This window comes from Lysinibacillus sp. NPDC093210, assembly GCF_044753985.1.
Classification (GTDB): domain Bacteria; phylum Bacillota; class Bacilli; order Bacillales_A; family Planococcaceae; genus Lysinibacillus.
Genome location: NZ_JBIVOE010000003.1, coordinates 146401 through 164356 on the forward strand (window position 1 = coordinate 146401; position 17956 = coordinate 164356).

At 40.5% G+C, this 17956-nt stretch carries 20 protein-coding genes; all 20 read right to left on the reverse strand.

Annotated elements, in window-relative coordinates; all coding sequences use genetic code 11:
• Window positions 1–476: 476 nt before the first annotated feature.
• Entirely contained in the window at window positions 477–1043 is a 567-nt protein-coding gene (locus ACIP9C_RS09920; protein WP_401010140.1) for an NADPH-dependent FMN reductase, read from the reverse strand.
• A 12-nt stretch (window positions 1044–1055) separates the two neighbouring features.
• Window positions 1056–2111 (reverse strand): LLM class flavin-dependent oxidoreductase, encoded by a 1056-nt coding sequence (locus ACIP9C_RS09925; protein WP_401010142.1) that lies wholly within the window; start codon window positions 2109–2111, stop codon window positions 1056–1058.
• A gap of 13 nt (window positions 2112–2124) precedes the next feature.
• A complete protein-coding gene (locus ACIP9C_RS09930; protein ID WP_401010143.1) occupies window positions 2125–3066 on the reverse strand; it encodes a ring-cleaving dioxygenase in 942 nt (313 codons plus the stop codon).
• A gap of 52 nt (window positions 3067–3118) precedes the next feature.
• On the reverse strand, window positions 3119–3562 hold the full coding sequence (locus tag ACIP9C_RS09935; RefSeq protein WP_401010145.1) for a MarR family winged helix-turn-helix transcriptional regulator: 444 nt from the start codon (window positions 3560–3562) through the stop codon (window positions 3119–3121).
• A gap of 109 nt (window positions 3563–3671) precedes the next feature.
• On the reverse strand, window positions 3672–4292 hold the full coding sequence (gene cdaS / locus ACIP9C_RS09940; protein ID WP_401010147.1) for a sporulation-specific diadenylate cyclase CdaS: 621 nt from the start codon (window positions 4290–4292) through the stop codon (window positions 3672–3674).
• Between the two features lie 187 nt (window positions 4293–4479).
• Window positions 4480–4710 (reverse strand): acyl-phosphate glycerol 3-phosphate acyltransferase, encoded by a 231-nt coding sequence (locus ACIP9C_RS09945; RefSeq protein ID WP_340823974.1) that lies wholly within the window; start codon window positions 4708–4710, stop codon window positions 4480–4482.
• A gap of 232 nt (window positions 4711–4942) precedes the next feature.
• On the reverse strand, window positions 4943–5875 hold the full coding sequence (rnz, locus tag ACIP9C_RS09950; protein WP_401010148.1) for a ribonuclease Z: 933 nt from the start codon (window positions 5873–5875) through the stop codon (window positions 4943–4945).
• 96 nt (window positions 5876–5971) lie between these two features.
• The gene (locus ACIP9C_RS09955) at window positions 5972–6808 is read right to left on the reverse strand and encodes a class I SAM-dependent methyltransferase (protein ID WP_401010150.1); all 837 of its coding nucleotides are present in this window, start codon (window positions 6806–6808) and stop codon (window positions 5972–5974) included.
• Complete coding sequence (locus ACIP9C_RS09960) at window positions 6805–8304, reverse strand: cobyric acid synthase (RefSeq protein WP_401010152.1); 1500 nt, start codon at window positions 8302–8304, stop codon at window positions 6805–6807. The genes ACIP9C_RS09955 and ACIP9C_RS09960 overlap by 4 nt, the downstream gene beginning before the upstream one ends.
• Window positions 8305–8412: 108 nt before the next feature.
• A complete protein-coding gene (locus ACIP9C_RS09965) occupies window positions 8413–8949 on the reverse strand; it encodes a cob(I)yrinic acid a,c-diamide adenosyltransferase (RefSeq protein WP_401010154.1) in 537 nt (178 codons plus the stop codon).
• Between the two features lie 14 nt (window positions 8950–8963).
• Window positions 8964–9524: a nitroreductase family protein gene (locus tag ACIP9C_RS09970; RefSeq protein ID WP_401010156.1), complete on the reverse strand. Its 561-nt coding sequence runs from the start codon at window positions 9522–9524 to the stop codon at window positions 8964–8966.
• A gap of 86 nt (window positions 9525–9610) precedes the next feature.
• Window positions 9611–10378 carry a uroporphyrinogen-III C-methyltransferase gene (cobA, locus tag ACIP9C_RS09975; RefSeq protein WP_401010158.1) on the reverse strand — a complete coding sequence of 256 codons (768 nt, stop codon included), beginning with the start codon at window positions 10376–10378 and terminating at the stop codon, window positions 9611–9613.
• Entirely contained in the window at window positions 10375–11013 is a 639-nt protein-coding gene (locus ACIP9C_RS09980) for a precorrin-2 dehydrogenase/sirohydrochlorin ferrochelatase family protein (protein ID WP_401010160.1), read from the reverse strand. Before ACIP9C_RS09980 ends, cobA begins: the two co-directional genes overlap by 4 nt.
• On the reverse strand, window positions 11006–12373 hold the full coding sequence (locus ACIP9C_RS09985) for a cobyrinic acid a,c-diamide synthase CobB (protein ID WP_401010162.1): 1368 nt from the start codon (window positions 12371–12373) through the stop codon (window positions 11006–11008). Before ACIP9C_RS09985 ends, ACIP9C_RS09980 begins: the two co-directional genes overlap by 8 nt.
• An 11-nt stretch (window positions 12374–12384) precedes the next feature.
• The gene (locus ACIP9C_RS09990) at window positions 12385–13506 is read right to left on the reverse strand and encodes a cobalt-precorrin 5A hydrolase (protein ID WP_401010164.1); all 1122 of its coding nucleotides are present in this window, start codon (window positions 13504–13506) and stop codon (window positions 12385–12387) included.
• Window positions 13499–14284 carry a precorrin-4 C(11)-methyltransferase gene (gene cobM, locus ACIP9C_RS09995; protein ID WP_401010166.1) on the reverse strand — a complete coding sequence of 262 codons (786 nt, stop codon included), beginning with the start codon at window positions 14282–14284 and terminating at the stop codon, window positions 13499–13501. The genes ACIP9C_RS09990 and cobM overlap by 8 nt, the downstream gene beginning before the upstream one ends.
• Window positions 14284–14991, reverse strand: coding sequence for a precorrin-2 C(20)-methyltransferase (cobI, locus tag ACIP9C_RS10000; RefSeq protein WP_401010168.1), 708 nt, complete (start codon window positions 14989–14991; stop codon window positions 14284–14286). Before cobI ends, cobM begins: the two co-directional genes overlap by 1 nt.
• Complete coding sequence (gene cbiE, locus ACIP9C_RS10005) at window positions 14984–16204, reverse strand: precorrin-6y C5,15-methyltransferase (decarboxylating) subunit CbiE (RefSeq protein ID WP_401010170.1); 1221 nt, start codon at window positions 16202–16204, stop codon at window positions 14984–14986. Before cbiE ends, cobI begins: the two co-directional genes overlap by 8 nt.
• Entirely contained in the window at window positions 16161–17294 is a 1134-nt protein-coding gene (locus tag ACIP9C_RS10010) for a cobalt-precorrin-5B (C(1))-methyltransferase (RefSeq protein ID WP_401010172.1), read from the reverse strand. The genes cbiE and ACIP9C_RS10010 overlap by 44 nt, the downstream gene beginning before the upstream one ends.
• Window positions 17294–17953, reverse strand: coding sequence for a precorrin-8X methylmutase (locus tag ACIP9C_RS10015; RefSeq protein ID WP_173478976.1), 660 nt, complete (start codon window positions 17951–17953; stop codon window positions 17294–17296). The genes ACIP9C_RS10010 and ACIP9C_RS10015 overlap by 1 nt, the downstream gene beginning before the upstream one ends.
• Window positions 17954–17956 lie beyond the last annotated feature (3 nt).

The following is a 17956-nucleotide window of genomic DNA, read 5'->3' on the forward strand; positions in this document are numbered from 1 at the left end:
CTAGTTGATTGGAGTGGAGGGTGGCGACTCCTGCGGGAACAGCACAGCACGTAAGACGCAACAAGCCGCGCATTAGCGAGGGTTGTGGCTTACGCTATGCCCGCGGAAAGCGTCCACCCGCAACGGAAATCAACAGCAGTAGACTTCTAAATCTATTTAATGATGGAAGCAGACGACTATACTATCTATTCATAAGTGCGATACTTGTACTGTATTTTCACTTTTTCCTCCGAAAGAGGGTATTGACACTAGTTGATTGGAGTGGAGGGTGGCGACTCCTGCGGGAACAGCACAGCACGTAAGACGCAACAAGCCGCGCATTAGCGAGGGTTGTGGCTTACGCTGTGCCCGCGGAAAGCGTCCACCCGCAACGGAAATCAACAGCAGTAGTTATCTGTATGTAAAAAACACTGCATGATTACCATGCAGTGTTCCTATTATCCTCTTAAATTAGTAGTTTTCCCCTTAAGTTTGTGTTAAAAATCATACTCCGCATCTTTTTTAGCACGAATTTCTGCGAAGGCATCTGCTACCATAACTGTATCTTCTGCTAAACGCTCTAAGCGGAAAAGAACATCGTCATTAACAATTTCTTTGCGTAAGAAATCCTTTTCTTCTATAAAAACGTAGGTCGGTACAATATGAGCTTTCATATAAGCAAGAATTGGCTTTAATTGTTGCTCTACCATTAAGTAATGTTTAGATGTCCCCGCTGTTACTATTGCGCTCACCGTTTTATCACGAAAAGCATTTACAGGAAGTAAATCGAAAATATTTTTTAATGTTGCCGGAATCGAAGCTTGAAATGTTGGTGTCCCAATCACTAATGCATCAGCCGCCATGATCGTTTCTGCCACATACTTCGTATCACCCTCGTAATCTACGTAATTACGGCCATCACTAAATGCAATATTATACTGAGCTAGGTCAAGTATTGTTACATCATGCTCTGGGTATTTTTCATTTAGTAGTTCAACAATTTTATGAATGGCTATTTTTGTTTTAGAGCCGACGATTGAACCTGCTAGTGCTACAATTTTCATGCTGCTCGCTCCTTATTTCGCTGTATATTTTTTAATTGCTGGTAAGATGTCATTGCCAATTATTTCGATATTCTTCATCAATTGATCGAAAGGCACCCCGCCAAAATCAATTTGTGCCATAAAACGTTGCATGCCATATAGTTCATTTTGATACAGCAACTTTTCAATAATTTGTTCCTTACTTCCCACCATTAAGGCATCACGTGTATCAACTGCTTGAGCAAATTGTTGTTTTGGATAACCACCACCACGAATTGCTTGGAAGCCCCCATTTAGATGTGGATACATATTTTGCAAAGCTTCTTTTGAAGTATCTGCCACATAAAATAAACTTGTAGTGGCAATTGGTAACTGCTCTGCATCAAAACCACTTCTTTCAGCAGCCTCACGATATGCATCGACTGAAGGTTTAAAGTTTATTGCTGGACCACCTAATGTCGTTAACATCATCGGAATGCCCATATACCCTGCTTTTATAGCACTTGCTGGCGGCCCTCCGACAGCGCGCCAAATTGGTAGTGAACCATTTTTAGGCTGTGGCAAAATTTGTGCATTATGAAGCGGTGCTCTATACATCCCTTCCCATGAGACAAGCTCTTCTTCATTAATTTTTTTTAATAGCTCTAATTTTTCCTCAAAAATTTCTTCATAGTCCTGTAAATCGACGCCAAGTAAATGATAGGCACCAACGCGTGAACCTCTACCTGCTACAATTTCAGCACGCCCATCTGAAATTAAATCAATTGTCGCAAAATCCTCATATACTCTTACTGGGTCTGATACACTTAATACAGTTGCAGAGCTTGCTATTTTAATTTTTTTCGTTGCTTGTGCAATTGCGCCTAAAACGACCGTATGTGCCTGTGTTGTAAAATACGATTGATGACTTTCGCCTACTCCAAATACATCGATGCCAGCTTGCTCCGCTAGTTGGCTCATTTCAATTAGCTCCTGTATCCGCTGCTGGGCAGATATCCGTTCACCTGTTAATGGGTTTGGAATATGATCTCCCAGTGAATAAAGTCCAAATTCTAAACCTTGTGATTGATCGATACGATATTTTTCCATTATGCTCTCTCCTTTAATCAAGTGGTTCTAAAATAGCTTCGATTTCTGCGCGTTTTCCTTCTAAAAATGGTGGCAGATCAAGTTCATTCCCCAAATCCTCTATAGCGGAATCTACTGTAAATCCAGGTCCATCTGTCGCCATCTCAAAGAGAATGCCGTTACGATCTCTAAAATAGAGGCTTTGGAAGTAATAACGATCGACAACACCTGAGCTGTCTAAACCACGTGCTTTAATTAATTCATCCCATTTTCTAAGTTCTTCTACCGTTGCCACACGTAATGCAAGATGATGAATACTACCACGACCGGGCTTTTCACTCGGCCCCTCCAATTCCTTAACAATGACTTCTCCAAACGTTTCTCCAGCAATTGATTGAAGTCGTACTTCTTTGTCATTTTCAGTGACAATTGTATAGTCAAAAAGCTCTTGTAATAAATTCACTGTACGCTGTAAATAACGAACAGTAATTTCAATAGTCCCCATGCCTAAAATACGATGCTCTGATGCAATATCGGTACCATCCCATACTTGCCATTCGGCTGGTGTCGACTGTCCATCATGATTTAAAAGCACCATGCGCAGGCCTTCATGATCCTCAAAAAATAAAGCATCTTTGCCCGCATATGTCGCAATGTCACTATGTTCCACTTGTAAAAGCTCAAAACGCTTTTTCCAATATAATAAACTATCATAGCTTTGTACTAATAAGCCTATTCGCGTAATCGCATTTGTTCCACGTACCGTTCGTCCTGCTACAGGCATTTCAAAAAATGTTAATTCTGTTCCAGCTGCTCCTGTACGATCACCATAAAATAAATGGTACATGGAAGGTGAATCTTGATTGACCGTTTTTTTCACACGACGTAAACCAAGGATTTTTGTATAAAACTCATTATTGCGTTTGCCATTTTTCGTTAACATTGAAATATGATGATGTCCGCTTAATTTATTCATGTAGAGTCCTCCTAATTTTCACTTGACTACGCAAGTGACATTGTAAAAAAAATCACGCTTCAGGTAATTTTTTTTCTCGGCTATGCTTTTCTAGTTTTGACATAAGTGTATATAATGATTTCATTTCTTCCTCTGATAAAACTTCTTCGAAAAATGAGGATTGAAAGTGAAGCTGACTTGGTGTAGCTGCATCAATCAAATGCTCACCTTTTACTGTTAGTGATATTGTTTTGGTTTTCCAGTTTTGCTTACGCTCAATTAGTCCTTCTTTTTCAAGACGGGCAAGCATTCGAGAGATACCACCTTGCGTTACTGTAACTTTTTCCGCTAGTTGTGACTGTGTTAACGGTGCGTATGTTTTGATTTGAATTAGTACATCAAACTGTGCAGTTGTTAAGTTAAAACGCTTTAAAAATTCATTAGATAGCTGATTACTTTGATTGGTAAAGCGCATCATTCGCAGCCATGTTAGTGAGCCTAGTGTATGTTTTTCCATCACTTTGCCCTCCCTTCCTCGAACTGTATCATCACTTTACCACGCAAGTGACGAAGTTGCAAGGAAAATATCTCGAATTTGAGATATCACAAATAGAGCCTATTTTACTTTATAAAATACCATCTGAAGTAATTGGATGTAAGCTTCCATTAAAAGCAAAAGAAATTCTTCCTGTTTCTTCTGATATAACCATGATTAAAGCATCACTGAGCTCACTTAAGCCTATCGCAGCTCGATGTCTCGTTCCAAGTTTTTTATCGCCTGTATATATGTCTGAAAGAGGTAATACATTTGCTGCTGAGATAATTCGATTACTCTTTACTAACACAGCACCATCATGGAGAGGATTGCCTGGGTAAAAAATAGATTCTAACAAAGAATGTGTTAATTCTGCGCCAATATGAATCCCCGGCTTTATAAGATGTTCAATAGGACTCTCTCTTTCAAATACAATTAATCCACCATGGCGTCTTTTTGACATATTTTGTACGCAAATCGATAGCTCTGGATATTTTTCTGTGAATGGAGACAAATAGCAATTTAAATAAAACGTGGCTGCCTGCATTTCAATCGTTACAAATTGTTCTTTAATTTTTTCCAAATCTGCAAGTAAGCAATCTTCTACCGAATCCATTGCGGTTAAACTTTGCTGTAAAGACAAAATAACTTGACTAAGTTCTTCTTTGATTGTTTGTTTTAATGGAGCAGAATCACAATTTGGTTGATTCATGAACGGCACCTCAGTTCTTTATATTAACGATTTACACTTTGTATTTTTAGTTTTCCTATATGACATTTTTTTATTCTCTTTCCATGCAATTCAACAATTTTCCGAGCTAGGTTTTACTTTTTTTCTATTAAAAAACACGTTGCATCCTCTAAGAGATGCAACGTGTTACTTTGTACGCTATTATATGTTACATATGACCAGCGCGAATTTTTTTAACAATACTAAAGGTTGTATAGGCTGCTGCTGGTGCAAGGACTGCGATAAAAATTAGCCATACCTTTAAGCTCTCTGTCGATTTTAACAAATCATAATTTGAAGTAACATAAATAATGAGGCCGCCTAATAATAAATAGCTTAACACGTTTGGAAAGATAACAAGTAAACGTAAAACAGCTGGTGGCATCTTTTGTTGATCCATACAACCACTCCCCTTTTACTTAATTATACGGAAATCATCTACTAAGCGCACTATATTTCTACAAATACCCTAGCTTTTAACAACTCTATTTTATACTTACCAGCAGATGACTCTAGCTTTTCAACTGTATCCTTTAACATATCAATATCGGCAGTCAGTTCATTCATCATTGCTTGAAGTTAGCCTTTTGTGAAAGCATCTAAACTAGTTAAAGTGATCACTTGTTGGTCAATTAAAATAATTTATCATGACCCCAATTAAATACCGATTGGTCTGATGTGAGGAAAGTTTGTGGAAAGATTGCTTGGGCTTCTGCTAAAAAGACTGGTAAATCATGTGGTAAAAAACGTGCACTTAAATGATTAAGAAGTAAATATTTTGCCCCTGCTTTACTTGCTACCATTGCCGCTTCGACATTTGTCGAATGACCATAGCTAGCAGCTAAATCCGTTGTGCTCCCATCAAATGTTGCCTCATGTACAATGACATCTGATTGATTAGCCAATGAAATCGCTTCTTCGCAATATTTTGTATCCCCTAAAATAGTGAGTGTAAAGCCTTTTTTGGGAGGAGCAATAACATCCTTTGCTCTTATTATTGTACCATCTTCAAGTTTGATGTCTTGTCCTCTTTTCAACTGGCCAAGCAAAGGTCCTTTTGGTACGCCGAAAGTTTGTACTTTCTCCATCAGTAACTCGCCAGGTAAATCCTTTTGCTCTATACGGTAGCCAAAACATGGGACAACATGACGTAATTCACTAGCATGCACTGTAAACTTTTCATCTTCGTAAATAATACCTTCGCGTACTTCTACAAATTGTAATGGATAAGTTAAATGTGTTTTTGATAGTGCAAAGGTTTGCTCTACCCATTGCTGTAAGCCTGCTGGACCAAAAATAGTCAGCGGCTCATCACCACCTTGAAATGAACGCGAGCTCAAAAATCCTGGTAAACCAAAAATATGATCACCATGTAAATGCGTGATAAATATTTTCGATACTTTACGTGGCTTTAAAGATGTATGCAAAATTTGGTGTTGTGTCGCCTCTCCACAATCAAATAGCCACATTTCACCGTTTTCATCTAGTAGCTTTACCATTAATGCGCTCGTATTACGTTCCTTTGAAGGCATGCCTGCGCCTGTTCCTAAAAAATGCAGCTGCACAACTGCCACCTCAATTCTTTTTCTGTCGTTCTATTGTACCCTATTGCGAAACAGAAGAAAAACCTTTGGTGAAAGCTATCACCAAAGGTTTTTCTGTTACTTAGGTTCCCACGATACGAGTGCAGCATGGAAATCATGACGATAGTAATATCGTCCGTTTTTTTCTTCTATAAACGGGGCAAGCGCTTCCTCAACATGTGATCTATTAAAGTCAGCACTCAATATTTTTTTGCTTTGTGTTGTCACAAGCTGATCATAGGATTCATATTCATACGTACGCTTTAACGGAATAATGTCGCATTCTGCATATATATCCATTTCATATAGTAAATTCAAAAATTCAATATAATCTCTTCGCGGATATTTAATGTCATAACCGTACTTGTCATGTAATACCTCATAATGCGGTTGAATTGGACCCGTTGTCATGCCGATAATCGCACGTTTTTTAGCAAGCCGATTCATGTGGTAAAGAGCCGATTTAATTTCGTACATGCGATAAAAACAATTGACGCCAATTACAATGTCATGTGCTTGTAACTCATTTTCATCAAGCTTCTCCCACTTCGCATGAACATAAGATACATGGCTCTTTTCTTGCAAACAATGCTGTAAATAAGCAAGTATGCTGTCTGAGCTATCTACACACGTTAAGTCACGCACATATTCTGCAAGCGGAAACGTATAATTGCCCCATCCTGGACCAATTTCAACTACAGAATGATGTGGTTGTATATGTTTTTTTATTTCTTGAAAAATACGAGCTGCATAAGGATCGGTTTGGCCAATTTTTTTGCGCGCTATCGATTGAGACCAAAATTGTTCCTCTAATTGATCATTGACCATGCGCTCTGGCATTTGACCTTGCCAATCCTTCATTCCTTCTTGCCATAATGCTTCATAATTAATAGCTAACGGTCCTTTTCTTGTCATCCATGTACCTCAATTTTTAGCATCTCATATATTTTTTCCATATTTAAATTAGCACGTACATGTGATGCCAGCATATTGTAGGCATCTTCCCTACGCTCAGCATCGCTTTTAACATCTGTCGGCAATGTTGCCAGCCCTTTTGATATGCGAATATCATTGACAAGCTGACGTGTAAAGTTACGATTATGGAATAAACCATGGAAGTATGTACCAATTACTTGCTCGTCTGCACTTACTGCTCCATCTTCACGACCATCTGTTAAATGTAAAAAAGGTGATACTTCATCTCGTAAAATTTTTGTACGACCAAGATGAATTTCATAGCCAGTCAATGTATCATTTCCGCGTGTCCCGGACATTTGTACGGTTTTTTTATTTCCTACAAATACGGTTTCCATCGGTAATAAGCCGAGACCCTGTGCCGAGTCGCCATTTCCTTCAACTGCATCTGGATCGAGTAACACTTCACCGAGCATTTGAAATCCACCACATATGCCAATGATTTTAGTTCCACTTGCACGTAAGTTCGAAATCGCCTGAGCAAAGCCTTGTGCCTTAAGCCATGCTAAATCATCCATTGTGCTTTTAGTGCCCGGTAGTATGAGCAAATCTGGTGTGCCAAGCTCTGCCACATTGCCGATTAAACGTACACCGACCTCTGGCTCATCAAAAAATGGATCGATATCTGTGAAATTCGAAATGCGAGGTAAACGAATCATCGCCACATCAACCGAAAATTCACCAGGCTTTGGTTTTTTAAATCGCAGTGCAGACAGTGCTAATGAATCTTCAGCTTCAATATTCACATCTACATATGGCACAACGCCTAAAACAGGGATGCCTGTCTCACGCTCTACCCATTCAATGCCATCGTCTAAAAGCTCACGCATACCGCGGAATTTATTAATAATGAGTCCCTTTACACGTGCACGCTCTGCTTCATCGAGCAAAGCTAGCGTCCCAATAATGGATGCAAATACACCGCCACGGTCAATATCAGCTACTAACACAACTGCCGCATCTGCTAAATGTGCCATACGCATATTGGCGATATCGCGATCCTTTAAATTAATTTCAGCCGGGCTTCCCGCACCTTCAAGCACAATGACATCATATGTATTTTGTAAAGTACGTACAGACTTCTCAACAATCGGCATCGCTTGTTGTACAAATTGATTGCGATAGCTCTTAGCATCCATATTTAAAAAATGCTTGCCATGTACAATAACCTCAGATACCATATCCTGCTTTGGCTTTAATAAAATCGGATTCATATCTGTTGTCGCTACAACACGAGCCGCTTCCGCCTGTACCCCTTGCGCACGGCCAATTTCCCCGCCATCTTCGGTTACGAATGAATTAAGCGCCATATTTTGTGACTTAAAAGGTACCACTTTTAGTCCATCATCTGAAAAAATGCGACATAAGGCCGTACATATCATGCTTTTACCAACGTCAGAGGCTGTTCCTTGAATCATAATTGACTTTGCTGACATTCTGATTTCCCTCCTTGATAGTTAGGAGGGTAGCTTATATTCAGTGACTTTAAATCATTCCTGAATATCCCCCCATTGAATGTAAAAACGAAAATTGGACAGATGGATTTAGAATTCAAGTCCTTTGACAGCAGGAATTCCCTCTTCGTAATAATGTTTCGTTGCATCAATTGTTGAAACTAAATCTGCCATGGCAACAAGGGCAGGATTGGCACTGCGTCCTGTTACGACAAGATGCATTGTAGGAGGACGTTTCTCGATGGCTTCGAGTACTTCAGCTAATGGGAGAACGTCATCGATTGGGAATTTTGTAATTGCCAATGCATTGTTAAGCTCATCTAAAACGAGTAAATCAATGCTGTCATCTTGTAAGGCTTCCTTTGTTTTTTGCCAAGCTTTTGCTAATGCAACTCGGTGCTCCTCTGGCGTTTTTGTCCATGTAAAACCTATGCCCATTTGCTCCATTTCTACCCCAAGTTTCGATAGGGCAATTTGTTCACCGTACGTTCGCTCTGGCGATTTTATAAACTGCATATACCGCACATTTAAACCACGTCCTACTGCGCGCAATGTCACGCCAAGGGAAGCTGTCGTTTTCCCCTTGCCATCACCTGTGTATACTAAAAACAAGCCTTTTCTAGCCATTTTTTCCTGCCTCCTTAAAGCCAAGTTGTTTTCTCTTCAAATGAAGTTCGTTTTTTGTCTTTAAGCTCTTGCTCTTCTGGGTAACCAATGAAAATAGTACCGACAACTTTTTGATTTTCACTTGCACCGATAAATGTATGCATGCGTGCATCATGGACAAGTCCAACGCCTCGCGTACGCCATACAAATCCAAGCCCTAGCTCATCTGCAGCTAGCCACATGGACATAATCGCACTGCATACAGCAAAAATATTATCTTCAGTTGCATCTTCATCATCTTCCACAATATCGGCTGTCACAACAATTGCAACAGGTGTTGTTTGAACAACCTTTAATGAACTTTCAACTAAATTTGGCTTCGTTGGAAAACGTTCTTGCAAATATGTACTAGCCATTGCTTCATAACGTTTCATCGCATCACCTTGGATTACATAAAAATGCCAAGGCTCACGCATCCGGTCGTTTGGTGCATACGTTGCGGCTTGCAAAATTTGCTCTATTTTTTCCTTTTCAATAGGCTGGGTTGTATAGTTGCGAATTGCGCGACGATTTTTTAATGCTTCAATTACTGTCATGAAGTTATCCTCCTTTAAGTACATCTTTTTTGTCATTTGCCCGTCTATCTATTTATATAAGAGAATAGCAAGGTGCCCTAGCAACATTAGCTAAAAGCGAGCCCTTGCTCTTCAAACCATTGAATTTTTTCACGTACATTGACAACATCCCCTACGACTATCATTGAAGGATTATGATAACCCTCACGTTCAATAATACTAGCAATGTCGTTTAGTGGCCCTGTTATCGTACGCTGTTGCTCAGTTGTACCCCATTCAATTACCGCAACGGGCGTAGTCGCGGGACGACCATTGTCAATGAGCTTTTTTGCGATATATGCAATATTGCCTACACTCATGTAAAATGCGACAGTATCGATACCAGTTGCAAGTGCTGGCCAATTTAAAAAATCTTGTCCTTTTTCCTCGCGACCGTGTCCTGTAACTAGTGCAAAACTTGTGGCAAAATCTCTATGTGTAACAGGAATACCTGCATAGGCAGGAGCTGCAATTCCTGCTGTTATACCTGGTACCACTTCATAGGGTATGCCGTGATTTTTTAATATTTCCGCCTCTTCAGCACCACGACCAAAAACAAAAGGATCACCACCCTTTAAACGTGTTACAACTTTGCCTTCTTGCGCTCTCTCGACAAGCAATGCATTAATTTCGTCTTGAATAAGATGATGCTTACCTGGCAATTTACCACAGTACACAAGCTCTGCATCTTTCTTTGCAAAATCTAATAATTTTGGATTCACTAGACGATCGTATGCAATGACATCGGCCTTTTGAATACATTCTAGCCCATACACTGTAATGAGCTTTGGATCTCCCGGGCCAGCCCCTACTAAATATACAATTCCCTCTTTCATCGCGTTTCTCCCGTCAATAGTTGTTGTAAATAGGCCTCACGTCGGTCAATCTCTCCACTGCGTGTCCATGCTAATAAGTTTGGCTCAAGTAGTGCTTGTAACGCGGCACGTCTTTGATTACCCTTATCAAATTTAGCAGTAACCATTAGACGAGCTTGCTGTAAAAAGCATACGTAATCTTCATATACTGCATCAAATTGCTCAGCTAAATCTTCTTTTAGTTTGCGTGCAAGTGCTGGGCTTGCACCAGATGTGGAAACCGTTAACACTAAAGGACCGCGACGAACTGTTGCAGGTGTTATAAAGTCGCTCTCACCTTGTGCATCTGCTCGATTTAAGAGCTGCCAATGTTGCGCCGCTTCTTGTACCGCATTGTTGACGTTTGTATCATTCGTCGCTGCAATAATAAGTGTTGCATCATCTAAATCACGTGGCTCAAATTCTTTTTCACGCCATGTTATTTGCCCTGATTCTGCAAGTGGCGCTAATGTGTCGTGTAACGTTGGGCTAACTACTACAATGTTTGCTTTAGTCGGTAGCAATGACGTAACCTTTTGCGTCGCTACATGACCTCCACCAACAATAACAACAGTTTTATATTCAATATTTAAATGGATAGGAAAGTAATTAGTCATTTGTTTTCACCTTCTTACATGCTGTTAACCAGTTATCAACAAGCTTAGGATTAGAAACAAAATGAAAATGCGTATAGCCAGCTACCAAATTCCCTGTTTGGTAACCTTCTACTTTATTGCCAAAACGCCCTTTTGTTTCGTAAGCAGGAGCGTCATGGGTACCACTATATGATGAATAATGGAATTCATGGCCCTTTGCTTGTTCGTCCTTACCGATTAAAAAGTTAGACGCTGTCCCAAAGATTTCACGATAGCCAAGTGCCGCAAGCTTTGTTTGCATCGCTACTTCACCAGGAATAACACCTAGCATTTCATGGCGCTCACCTTGACTATTCGTAATCGCCTCAGTCAAATACATAAAGCCTCCACACTCAGCTAATGTCGGTAAACCTTTTGCGATTGCTTCACGAATAGATGTTTTCACGACAGTATTTTTTGCTAGCGTATCGGCAAATTCCTCTGGGAAGCCTCCACCGATATATAAACCATCTGCTTCGGCTGGAACAGGTTCATTTGCAAGTGGTGAGAAAAATTGCAATGTTGCTCCTTTTGCTCGTAAAAGTGCTAAATTTTCCTCGTAATAGAAGTTGAATGCAGCATCTTTTGCTACCGCAATACAAATATTTTTTGCAGGTTGCTCAGCAAATAGTTGACCTGTCTCCTGTAGAACTGGCGCCTTTGTTAATGACAGTAATAAATCCAAATCAATCGTCTCTGCCATTAAAGCACCTAGCTTGTCAAAAAATGAATCGAGCTCACCTCGTTCAATCGCAGGAATAAGCCCTAAATGGCGACTTGGAATATCAATGCCTGTTTCACGCTTTAGATAACCTATAACCGGAATTCCACATTCCTGCTCAATCGCAGCTTTAGCAATTTCATAATGGCCAACACTACCTACTTGGTTCGCAATAACGCCGACAATGTTTGGCTGATCAGATAGTAGCTGAAAGCCCTTTACAACTGCCGCTACACTGCGAGCCATACTTGCACAATTGACAATTAAAATCACAGGGCTCTCTGTAACAACACTAATGTCAGCTGCCGAGCCTTCATCAGATAACGGACTTTTGCCATCATAAAAGCCCATAACGCCTTCTATAATCGAAACATCGGCATCCATGCTCGCACGTGCAACAATATCACGTACCGCATCATGCGAAAACATCCAGCTATCAATATTACGCGACACACGTCCTGTTACCGCAGTATGGTAGCTAGGGTCAATATAATCAGGACCACATTTAAAGCCTTGCACGACTTTACCTTTTTCCTGCAATGCTTTCATAAGGCCAATTGTGAATGTTGTCTTGCCAACACCACTACCTGTCCCTGCAAGTACAAAGCGATTTGTTTGCATAGGCTCCCTCCTTAAAATACTAATCTTGCTACAGAAATCGTAGCATTGCCTGACTTTTTCTTTGGTAGTACGAGTGAATCTACCTGTGCATAGCGCATAGCAGCTGGTTCACTTACCCCATATGCCCCTGTATATTTAAAAACCGTTTCAGATGGTGATGGGAAATTGATTTCATTTAACTGTTCTGGGGTATACGTTACAAACGCCCAATCATATCTTTTTGTTATTTCAATAAAACAAGGTTCATCTTTTTTCAAATCAATAGTACAAAGTGCTTTTACACTTTTTTTCGAAAGCTTCAGCTCTGCTAACGTTTCATCAATGACTTGTTCAATTTCTTCAACAGCCGTCCCGCGGTTACATCCCATGCCAAGTACAATTGATTTTGGTCGATAAATGACGCCATTCTCTAGCAGCACTTCTTCCTCGGGTTCAATTATACGGTCGGTGATGAACAGCGTAGCATGAGGTTTCGCTTCAATCACGTCGTGTGCCGATGGGTAAATTTTTATTTGCTCAGGCATTGGTGTATCACGCATCCACCAATCACGTTCCCCAGCCTCCTGTACAATCGCAACGTGTTCCTCATTGACCACAGAGGCACTAACAGGTGTTAGCTTATCTGCACTGTCCCAAACCCAGCCAAAACGTGCACCAAATAAATCAACAGGAATTGTTTTTTGAACGTCAGAAGCTGTTGTAATAATAGGGTTCGCTCCTAGCGCACCTGCAACCTCATGTGTTAGCTCATTTGCTCCACCTAAATGGCCTGATAGCACACTTATCACATTTTCCCCACGGTCATCAATAACGACCACACCTGGATCGGTCTTCTTATCCTGTAAAATTGGTGCAATCATGCGTACAACCGCACCAAGTGAAATAATTAAGATTAATCCTTTATACTGCTTAAAAAGCGTTGGTAGTAATAAGCGCACCGTACCTGTAAAAAGCTGAATATGCTTTTCATCTTCGTCGCCATGTTCAAATTTACTCATATAATATAAATCGCTTGTTGCAAATGTTTGCTGTAGTTTGCGTCCTATTTGAACACCATGCTTCGTAATGGCTACAACTGCATAAGGATTACGCTGATCAACTTCAGGAAGTATACCTTCTTGTAATTCAATCACTTGTCTTCACACCTTTTCGGAAGCCATGTGTAAAGGTCGCATCATATAATTTTGAACGGTACTCATCTTTATCATGAATATTCGGGTCTAATGCCCAACCAGCTAAAATCATCGCATGCTTACGTATACCATTGACACGCATCGCCTCATCAAGCTCTACTAATGTCGTACGAACAATTTTTTGATCGGGCCAAGTTGCACGCTGGATTACTGCAATTGGCGTATCATCAGACCATCCCGCACTTTGTAATTCTTTGACGATCTTCTTTGTTAATGTTGCACTCAAGAACAGCGCAATCGTACAATGATGGCTAGCAAGATCACGTAGCTTTTCAAACTCAGGCACAGGTGTACGCCCTTCTGCACGAGTTAAAATAAGCGTTTGTGTTAAATCGGGAATTGTTAACTCCGCACCGATTGCTGCCGCTGAAGCAAAAACCGAGCTAACGCCTGGAATGACCTCGTAGCCAATCCCTTCCTTCTTCAATAATGCAATTTGTTCCATAATTGCACCATACATCGCAGGGTCGCCTGTATGCATACGTGCTACTACTTTACCAGCATTGACACGCTCTACCATGACTGCAACCATTTCTTCTAAATGCATGCCGGCCGTGCGAATTACTTCCGCGTCTGGCTTTGCCTTTGCAATAAGATCTTCATTGACTAACGAATCCGTATACATGACAACATCCGCTGTTTGTAGCATATGTAAACCTTTTACAGTAATTAAATCTGGGTCTCCTGGGCCTGCACCGACAATATAAATTTTCTTCATTATTTACGCACCACCATTAACGTTAAATATTCTAAATCTACACCATCTAGTTCACGTACATCCCAAATAATTTCTTCATCAGATGTAACTTTTGTTACAACGGAGGCTTTATCAAGTAAGTCTAAATCACGCAGAACTTCTAACATTAAATCAATAACCTTTGCTACTTTTATAAATACGACTGCATCATGACTTTCAATTGCCTCACGCATTGCATCATAATTATCATGTGCTGGAATAATTGCGACACGATCATCTCCATCCGCAAGAGCAATACCTAGACGTGATGCAGAACCATTGAATGATGAAATGCCAGGTACTGTACGAATCTCTACGTCTGGGTGCATGTCCTGCATTAGCTTCATCATATGGATAAAAGTACTGTATAAAAGGGGATCGCCTTCTGTCACAAATGCAACATCCTTGCCTTCTTTCAATTTACTATAAACAAGTTCAACAGATTTCGTCCATTCACGTTCTAAAACTGCTTCATCCTTCGTCATTGGGAAAACAAGACCAAGCATATCTTTTTCCTCTGGATTAATGTAAACGTCTACGATGCGATGTGCATAGCTTTTGCTACCCTTTAATTTTTTAGGGTAGGCAATAACTGGTGACTCCTGGATAACACGGAATGCCTTTACTGTAATTAATTCTGGATCGCCAGGGCCTACGCCTAAGCCATATAAAATACCAAGATTACTCATGATTTTCTTCCTTTCGATATGCCGAAATAATATATATCGGGTTTAATGGGACAAAGCGAGTCATATCTAAAATTGGTTTACTACGTGCAAGTTGCGCCTGTAAAATTTCTACTGCAAAGCCGCAAGCTTTAAACGCCTCAACTGCCTTATATAAATTTTCAATTGTAGCAGCATTTAAGACAATGCGACCATTGGGCTTTAAGCGCGCACAGCAAAGCTGTAATAACTCCACCATTTCCCCACCTGTTCCGCCGATAAAAATCGCATCTGGGTCTGGAAAATGCTCGAGTCCTGCAGGCGCTTTACTATGAATAGCTGTTACATCGACACGGAACTTCTGTTGATTCTGTAGGCAATTTTCTAAATCAGGAGCATTTTTTTCCACTGCATACACTTGACCTTCTGGTGCCAATTTACCAGCTTCAATTGCCATGGATCCTGTGCATGTGCCAACATCCCAAACCGTGCTGTCCTTTTGAAGCTGCATTGCTTGCAAACTTAACACACGAATTTCCTTTTTCGTAATCAGTCCTTTGTCTGGCTTACGTTGCGAAAACTCTTCATCATCAATACCAAGTGCATAGCGCTTCGGAGCTGACGTTTGCTGTAGGATTACAACATTGAGAGATGAAAATTCTGCTTCTTCTAATTCATCAAGAGAGTACCAGCCATATTTTTCATCAATACCTTGTAAATTTTCTGCCACAAAAGCACAGTATTCTGTCATACCAAAATGCTTTAAATAACGTGCTAGCGCATTTGGATTATTGTCTGCATCTGTTAGTAATGCCACTTTCTTTTTACCATCAATACGTTGCGCTAAGCCTTTCATTGGTCGCCCGTGAATACTAGTTACATAGGCATCCTGCCAGCTTTCGCCCATTTTTGAAAACGCAAGCTGTATCGAGCTCATATACGGATATACTTCGATATTTAGCTTCTTTGCTAAATAGCCCCCGATGCCGTAAAATAGTGGATCACCAGATGCTAAAATAACTGTCTTACGCGTTTCTTCGGAAAGTTTTTCAACAAGCGTCGAAAGACCACCTTTAATGACTATTTTTTCTCCTGTAAAGCTTGTGAAAAAATCAAGGACACGCTCACCACCTACGAGCACCTCGCACTCTTCAATCCACTGTCTATACTGTGGTAGTAAACTTTCCTGTCCGTTATCCCCGATCCCAATCAATTTCATCGATTGATGCAATGTCATCAGCCCTTCCTAATAATTGTCCCTGCATCGAATAAATCGATGTGGAGACCGTCAAGCCCCCTCTAATATGATGTAAAGATGAATAACAGCACGCCTCGCATAGGCGATGAAAGAAAGCATCATAGCCTTTTTCAGCCATTATTTCACCAACTTGTGATGCGGTATTTGCCTCTCTTACTTGTGCTACTGTTTCTTCATCTGCCCCAATATCAATGGCTAACTGTGCTAAAAAATTAAAATCAATGGCTGCACTTTTGGAGTGCACCATCATTACCCCTTGAGCCACCTTTGAAAATTTCCCCATCATCCCAACGAGCGATACTTGCTTAATGCCAAGTCGTTTACAATGCTTTAATGTAAAGCCTACAAAATCACCCATTTCAATAAACGCTTCCTCAGGTAATGTAGGATATTGGGCCATCCCAAACTTTTCACTACGCCCACCTGTTGTTACTACTACATGTTCACAGCCAGCTGCCCTTGCGACACTAATAGCTTGAACAATACTTGCCATATAAGCTGAACTCGAAAAAGGCACGACGGTTCCCCTTGTGCCTAAAATGGAAATGCCGCCAATAATGCCAAGCCGTCCATTTAATGTTTTTTTTGCAATTTCCTCGCCCTCTGGTACAGAAATAACAACATTAACGCCGCGATTAATTTGAAACTCTTCTAGCACATCTTGTACGGTACTATGTATCATTTTACGTGGTACAGGGTTAATCGCTGCTTCTCCAACAGCAACAGGTAAGCCGGGCTTTGTTACTCGCCCGACGCCGATACCACCATCTAAATGTATCCCCGGTGTATCAGCCCAACTCACCGTGCCAATAATAAGGGCTTTGTGCGTCGCATCTGGATCATCACCAGCATCCTTAATCGTCTCACAGCTTACTACGTTGCTTCCAAACGTACATTTTTCAATTGTAAATGTTGCATCTCGCCCAATTGGCAAATGAATTGTACTCGTTTCTTGTTCTTCATTTGTTATGAGTGCTAGTAATGCCGCTTTCGTAACTGCAGTTGCACAGGCTCCCGTTGTATAACCGTGACGCATGTCTTTAGGATCCTTTTTTGGCTTCCGCTCCATTATTTTTTCGCCTGTTCGTCCGCTAATAATGAAACGGCATTTAAAGCAGCAACCGTCACTGTACTACCGCCTTTACGCCCAACATTTGTAATATAAGGAATCCCCTCTAGCTTTAAAAGCTCTTCTTTCGACTCTGCTGCTGACACAAAGCCTACTGGCATACCAATAATTAAGTCCGGTTTTGCTAAACCTTCTTTAATTAAACGTATTAACTCTAGTAAGGCTGTCGGTGCATTTCCGATTGCATAAATGCCACCTTCGTGTAATTTTGATGCCTTTTGCATTGAAATAATGGCACGCGTTGTATTTTGCTTTTTCGCTTCAATAGAAACGTCTTCATCTGCGATATAGCAGTGTAAATCCCCACCATGCTTTTGGAAACGTTTTTTGCCTGAACCACTTTCAATCATTTGTACATCCGCAATGACATGACGACCTGCAAGAATCGACTTAATGCCTGCTTCAATTGCTCCTGGTGTAATAATGACGCTACGTCCTAATTCGAAGTCAGCAGAAGCATGGATAATACGTCGTACAATTTTCCACTCATCTTCTGTAAAATCATGTTCGCCCATTTCCTCTGCAATTATTGAGAAACTATAATCATAAATTTTGTCTGGGTCTACTGTTAATGGTTTAAAATCTGTTTTGAAATCCATATG

Coding starts and splice junctions, on each gene's coding strand:
- ACIP9C_RS09920 (WP_401010140.1), bottom strand. CDS start 1,043: ATGAAAATTGTAGCACTAGCAGGTTCAATCGTCGGCTCTAAAACAAAA.
- ACIP9C_RS09925 (WP_401010142.1), bottom strand. CDS start 2,111: ATGGAAAAATATCGTATCGATCAATCACAAGGTTTAGAATTTGGACTT.
- ACIP9C_RS09930 (WP_401010143.1), bottom strand. CDS start 3,066: ATGAATAAATTAAGCGGACATCATCATATTTCAATGTTAACGAAAAAT.
- ACIP9C_RS09935 (WP_401010145.1), bottom strand. CDS start 3,562: ATGGAAAAACATACACTAGGCTCACTAACATGGCTGCGAATGATGCGC.
- cdaS (WP_401010147.1), bottom strand. CDS start 4,292: ATGAATCAACCAAATTGTGATTCTGCTCCATTAAAACAAACAATCAAA.
- ACIP9C_RS09945 (WP_340823974.1), bottom strand. CDS start 4,710: ATGGATCAACAAAAGATGCCACCAGCTGTTTTACGTTTACTTGTTATC.
- ACIP9C_RS09955 (WP_401010150.1), bottom strand. CDS start 6,808: ATGACAAGAAAAGGACCGTTAGCTATTAATTATGAAGCATTATGGCAA.
- ACIP9C_RS09960 (WP_401010152.1), bottom strand. CDS start 8,304: ATGTCAGCAAAGTCAATTATGATTCAAGGAACAGCCTCTGACGTTGGT.
- ACIP9C_RS09965 (WP_401010154.1), bottom strand. CDS start 8,949: ATGGCTAGAAAAGGCTTGTTTTTAGTATACACAGGTGATGGCAAGGGG.
- ACIP9C_RS09970 (WP_401010156.1), bottom strand. CDS start 9,524: ATGACAGTAATTGAAGCATTAAAAAATCGTCGCGCAATTCGCAACTAT.
- cobA (WP_401010158.1), bottom strand. CDS start 10,378: ATGAAAGAGGGAATTGTATATTTAGTAGGGGCTGGCCCGGGAGATCCA.
- ACIP9C_RS09980 (WP_401010160.1), bottom strand. CDS start 11,013: ATGACTAATTACTTTCCTATCCATTTAAATATTGAATATAAAACTGTT.
- ACIP9C_RS09985 (WP_401010162.1), bottom strand. CDS start 12,373: ATGCAAACAAATCGCTTTGTACTTGCAGGGACAGGTAGTGGTGTTGGC.
- cobM (WP_401010166.1), bottom strand. CDS start 14,284: ATGAAGAAAATTTATATTGTCGGTGCAGGCCCAGGAGACCCAGATTTA.
- cobI (WP_401010168.1), bottom strand. CDS start 14,991: ATGAGTAATCTTGGTATTTTATATGGCTTAGGCGTAGGCCCTGGCGAT.
- cbiE (WP_401010170.1), bottom strand. CDS start 16,204: ATGACATTGCATCAATCGATGAAATTGATTGGGATCGGGGATAACGGA.
- ACIP9C_RS10010 (WP_401010172.1), bottom strand. CDS start 17,294: ATGGAGCGGAAGCCAAAAAAGGATCCTAAAGACATGCGTCACGGTTAT.
- ACIP9C_RS10015 (WP_173478976.1), bottom strand. CDS start 17,953: ATGGATTTCAAAACAGATTTTAAACCATTAACAGTAGACCCAGACAAA.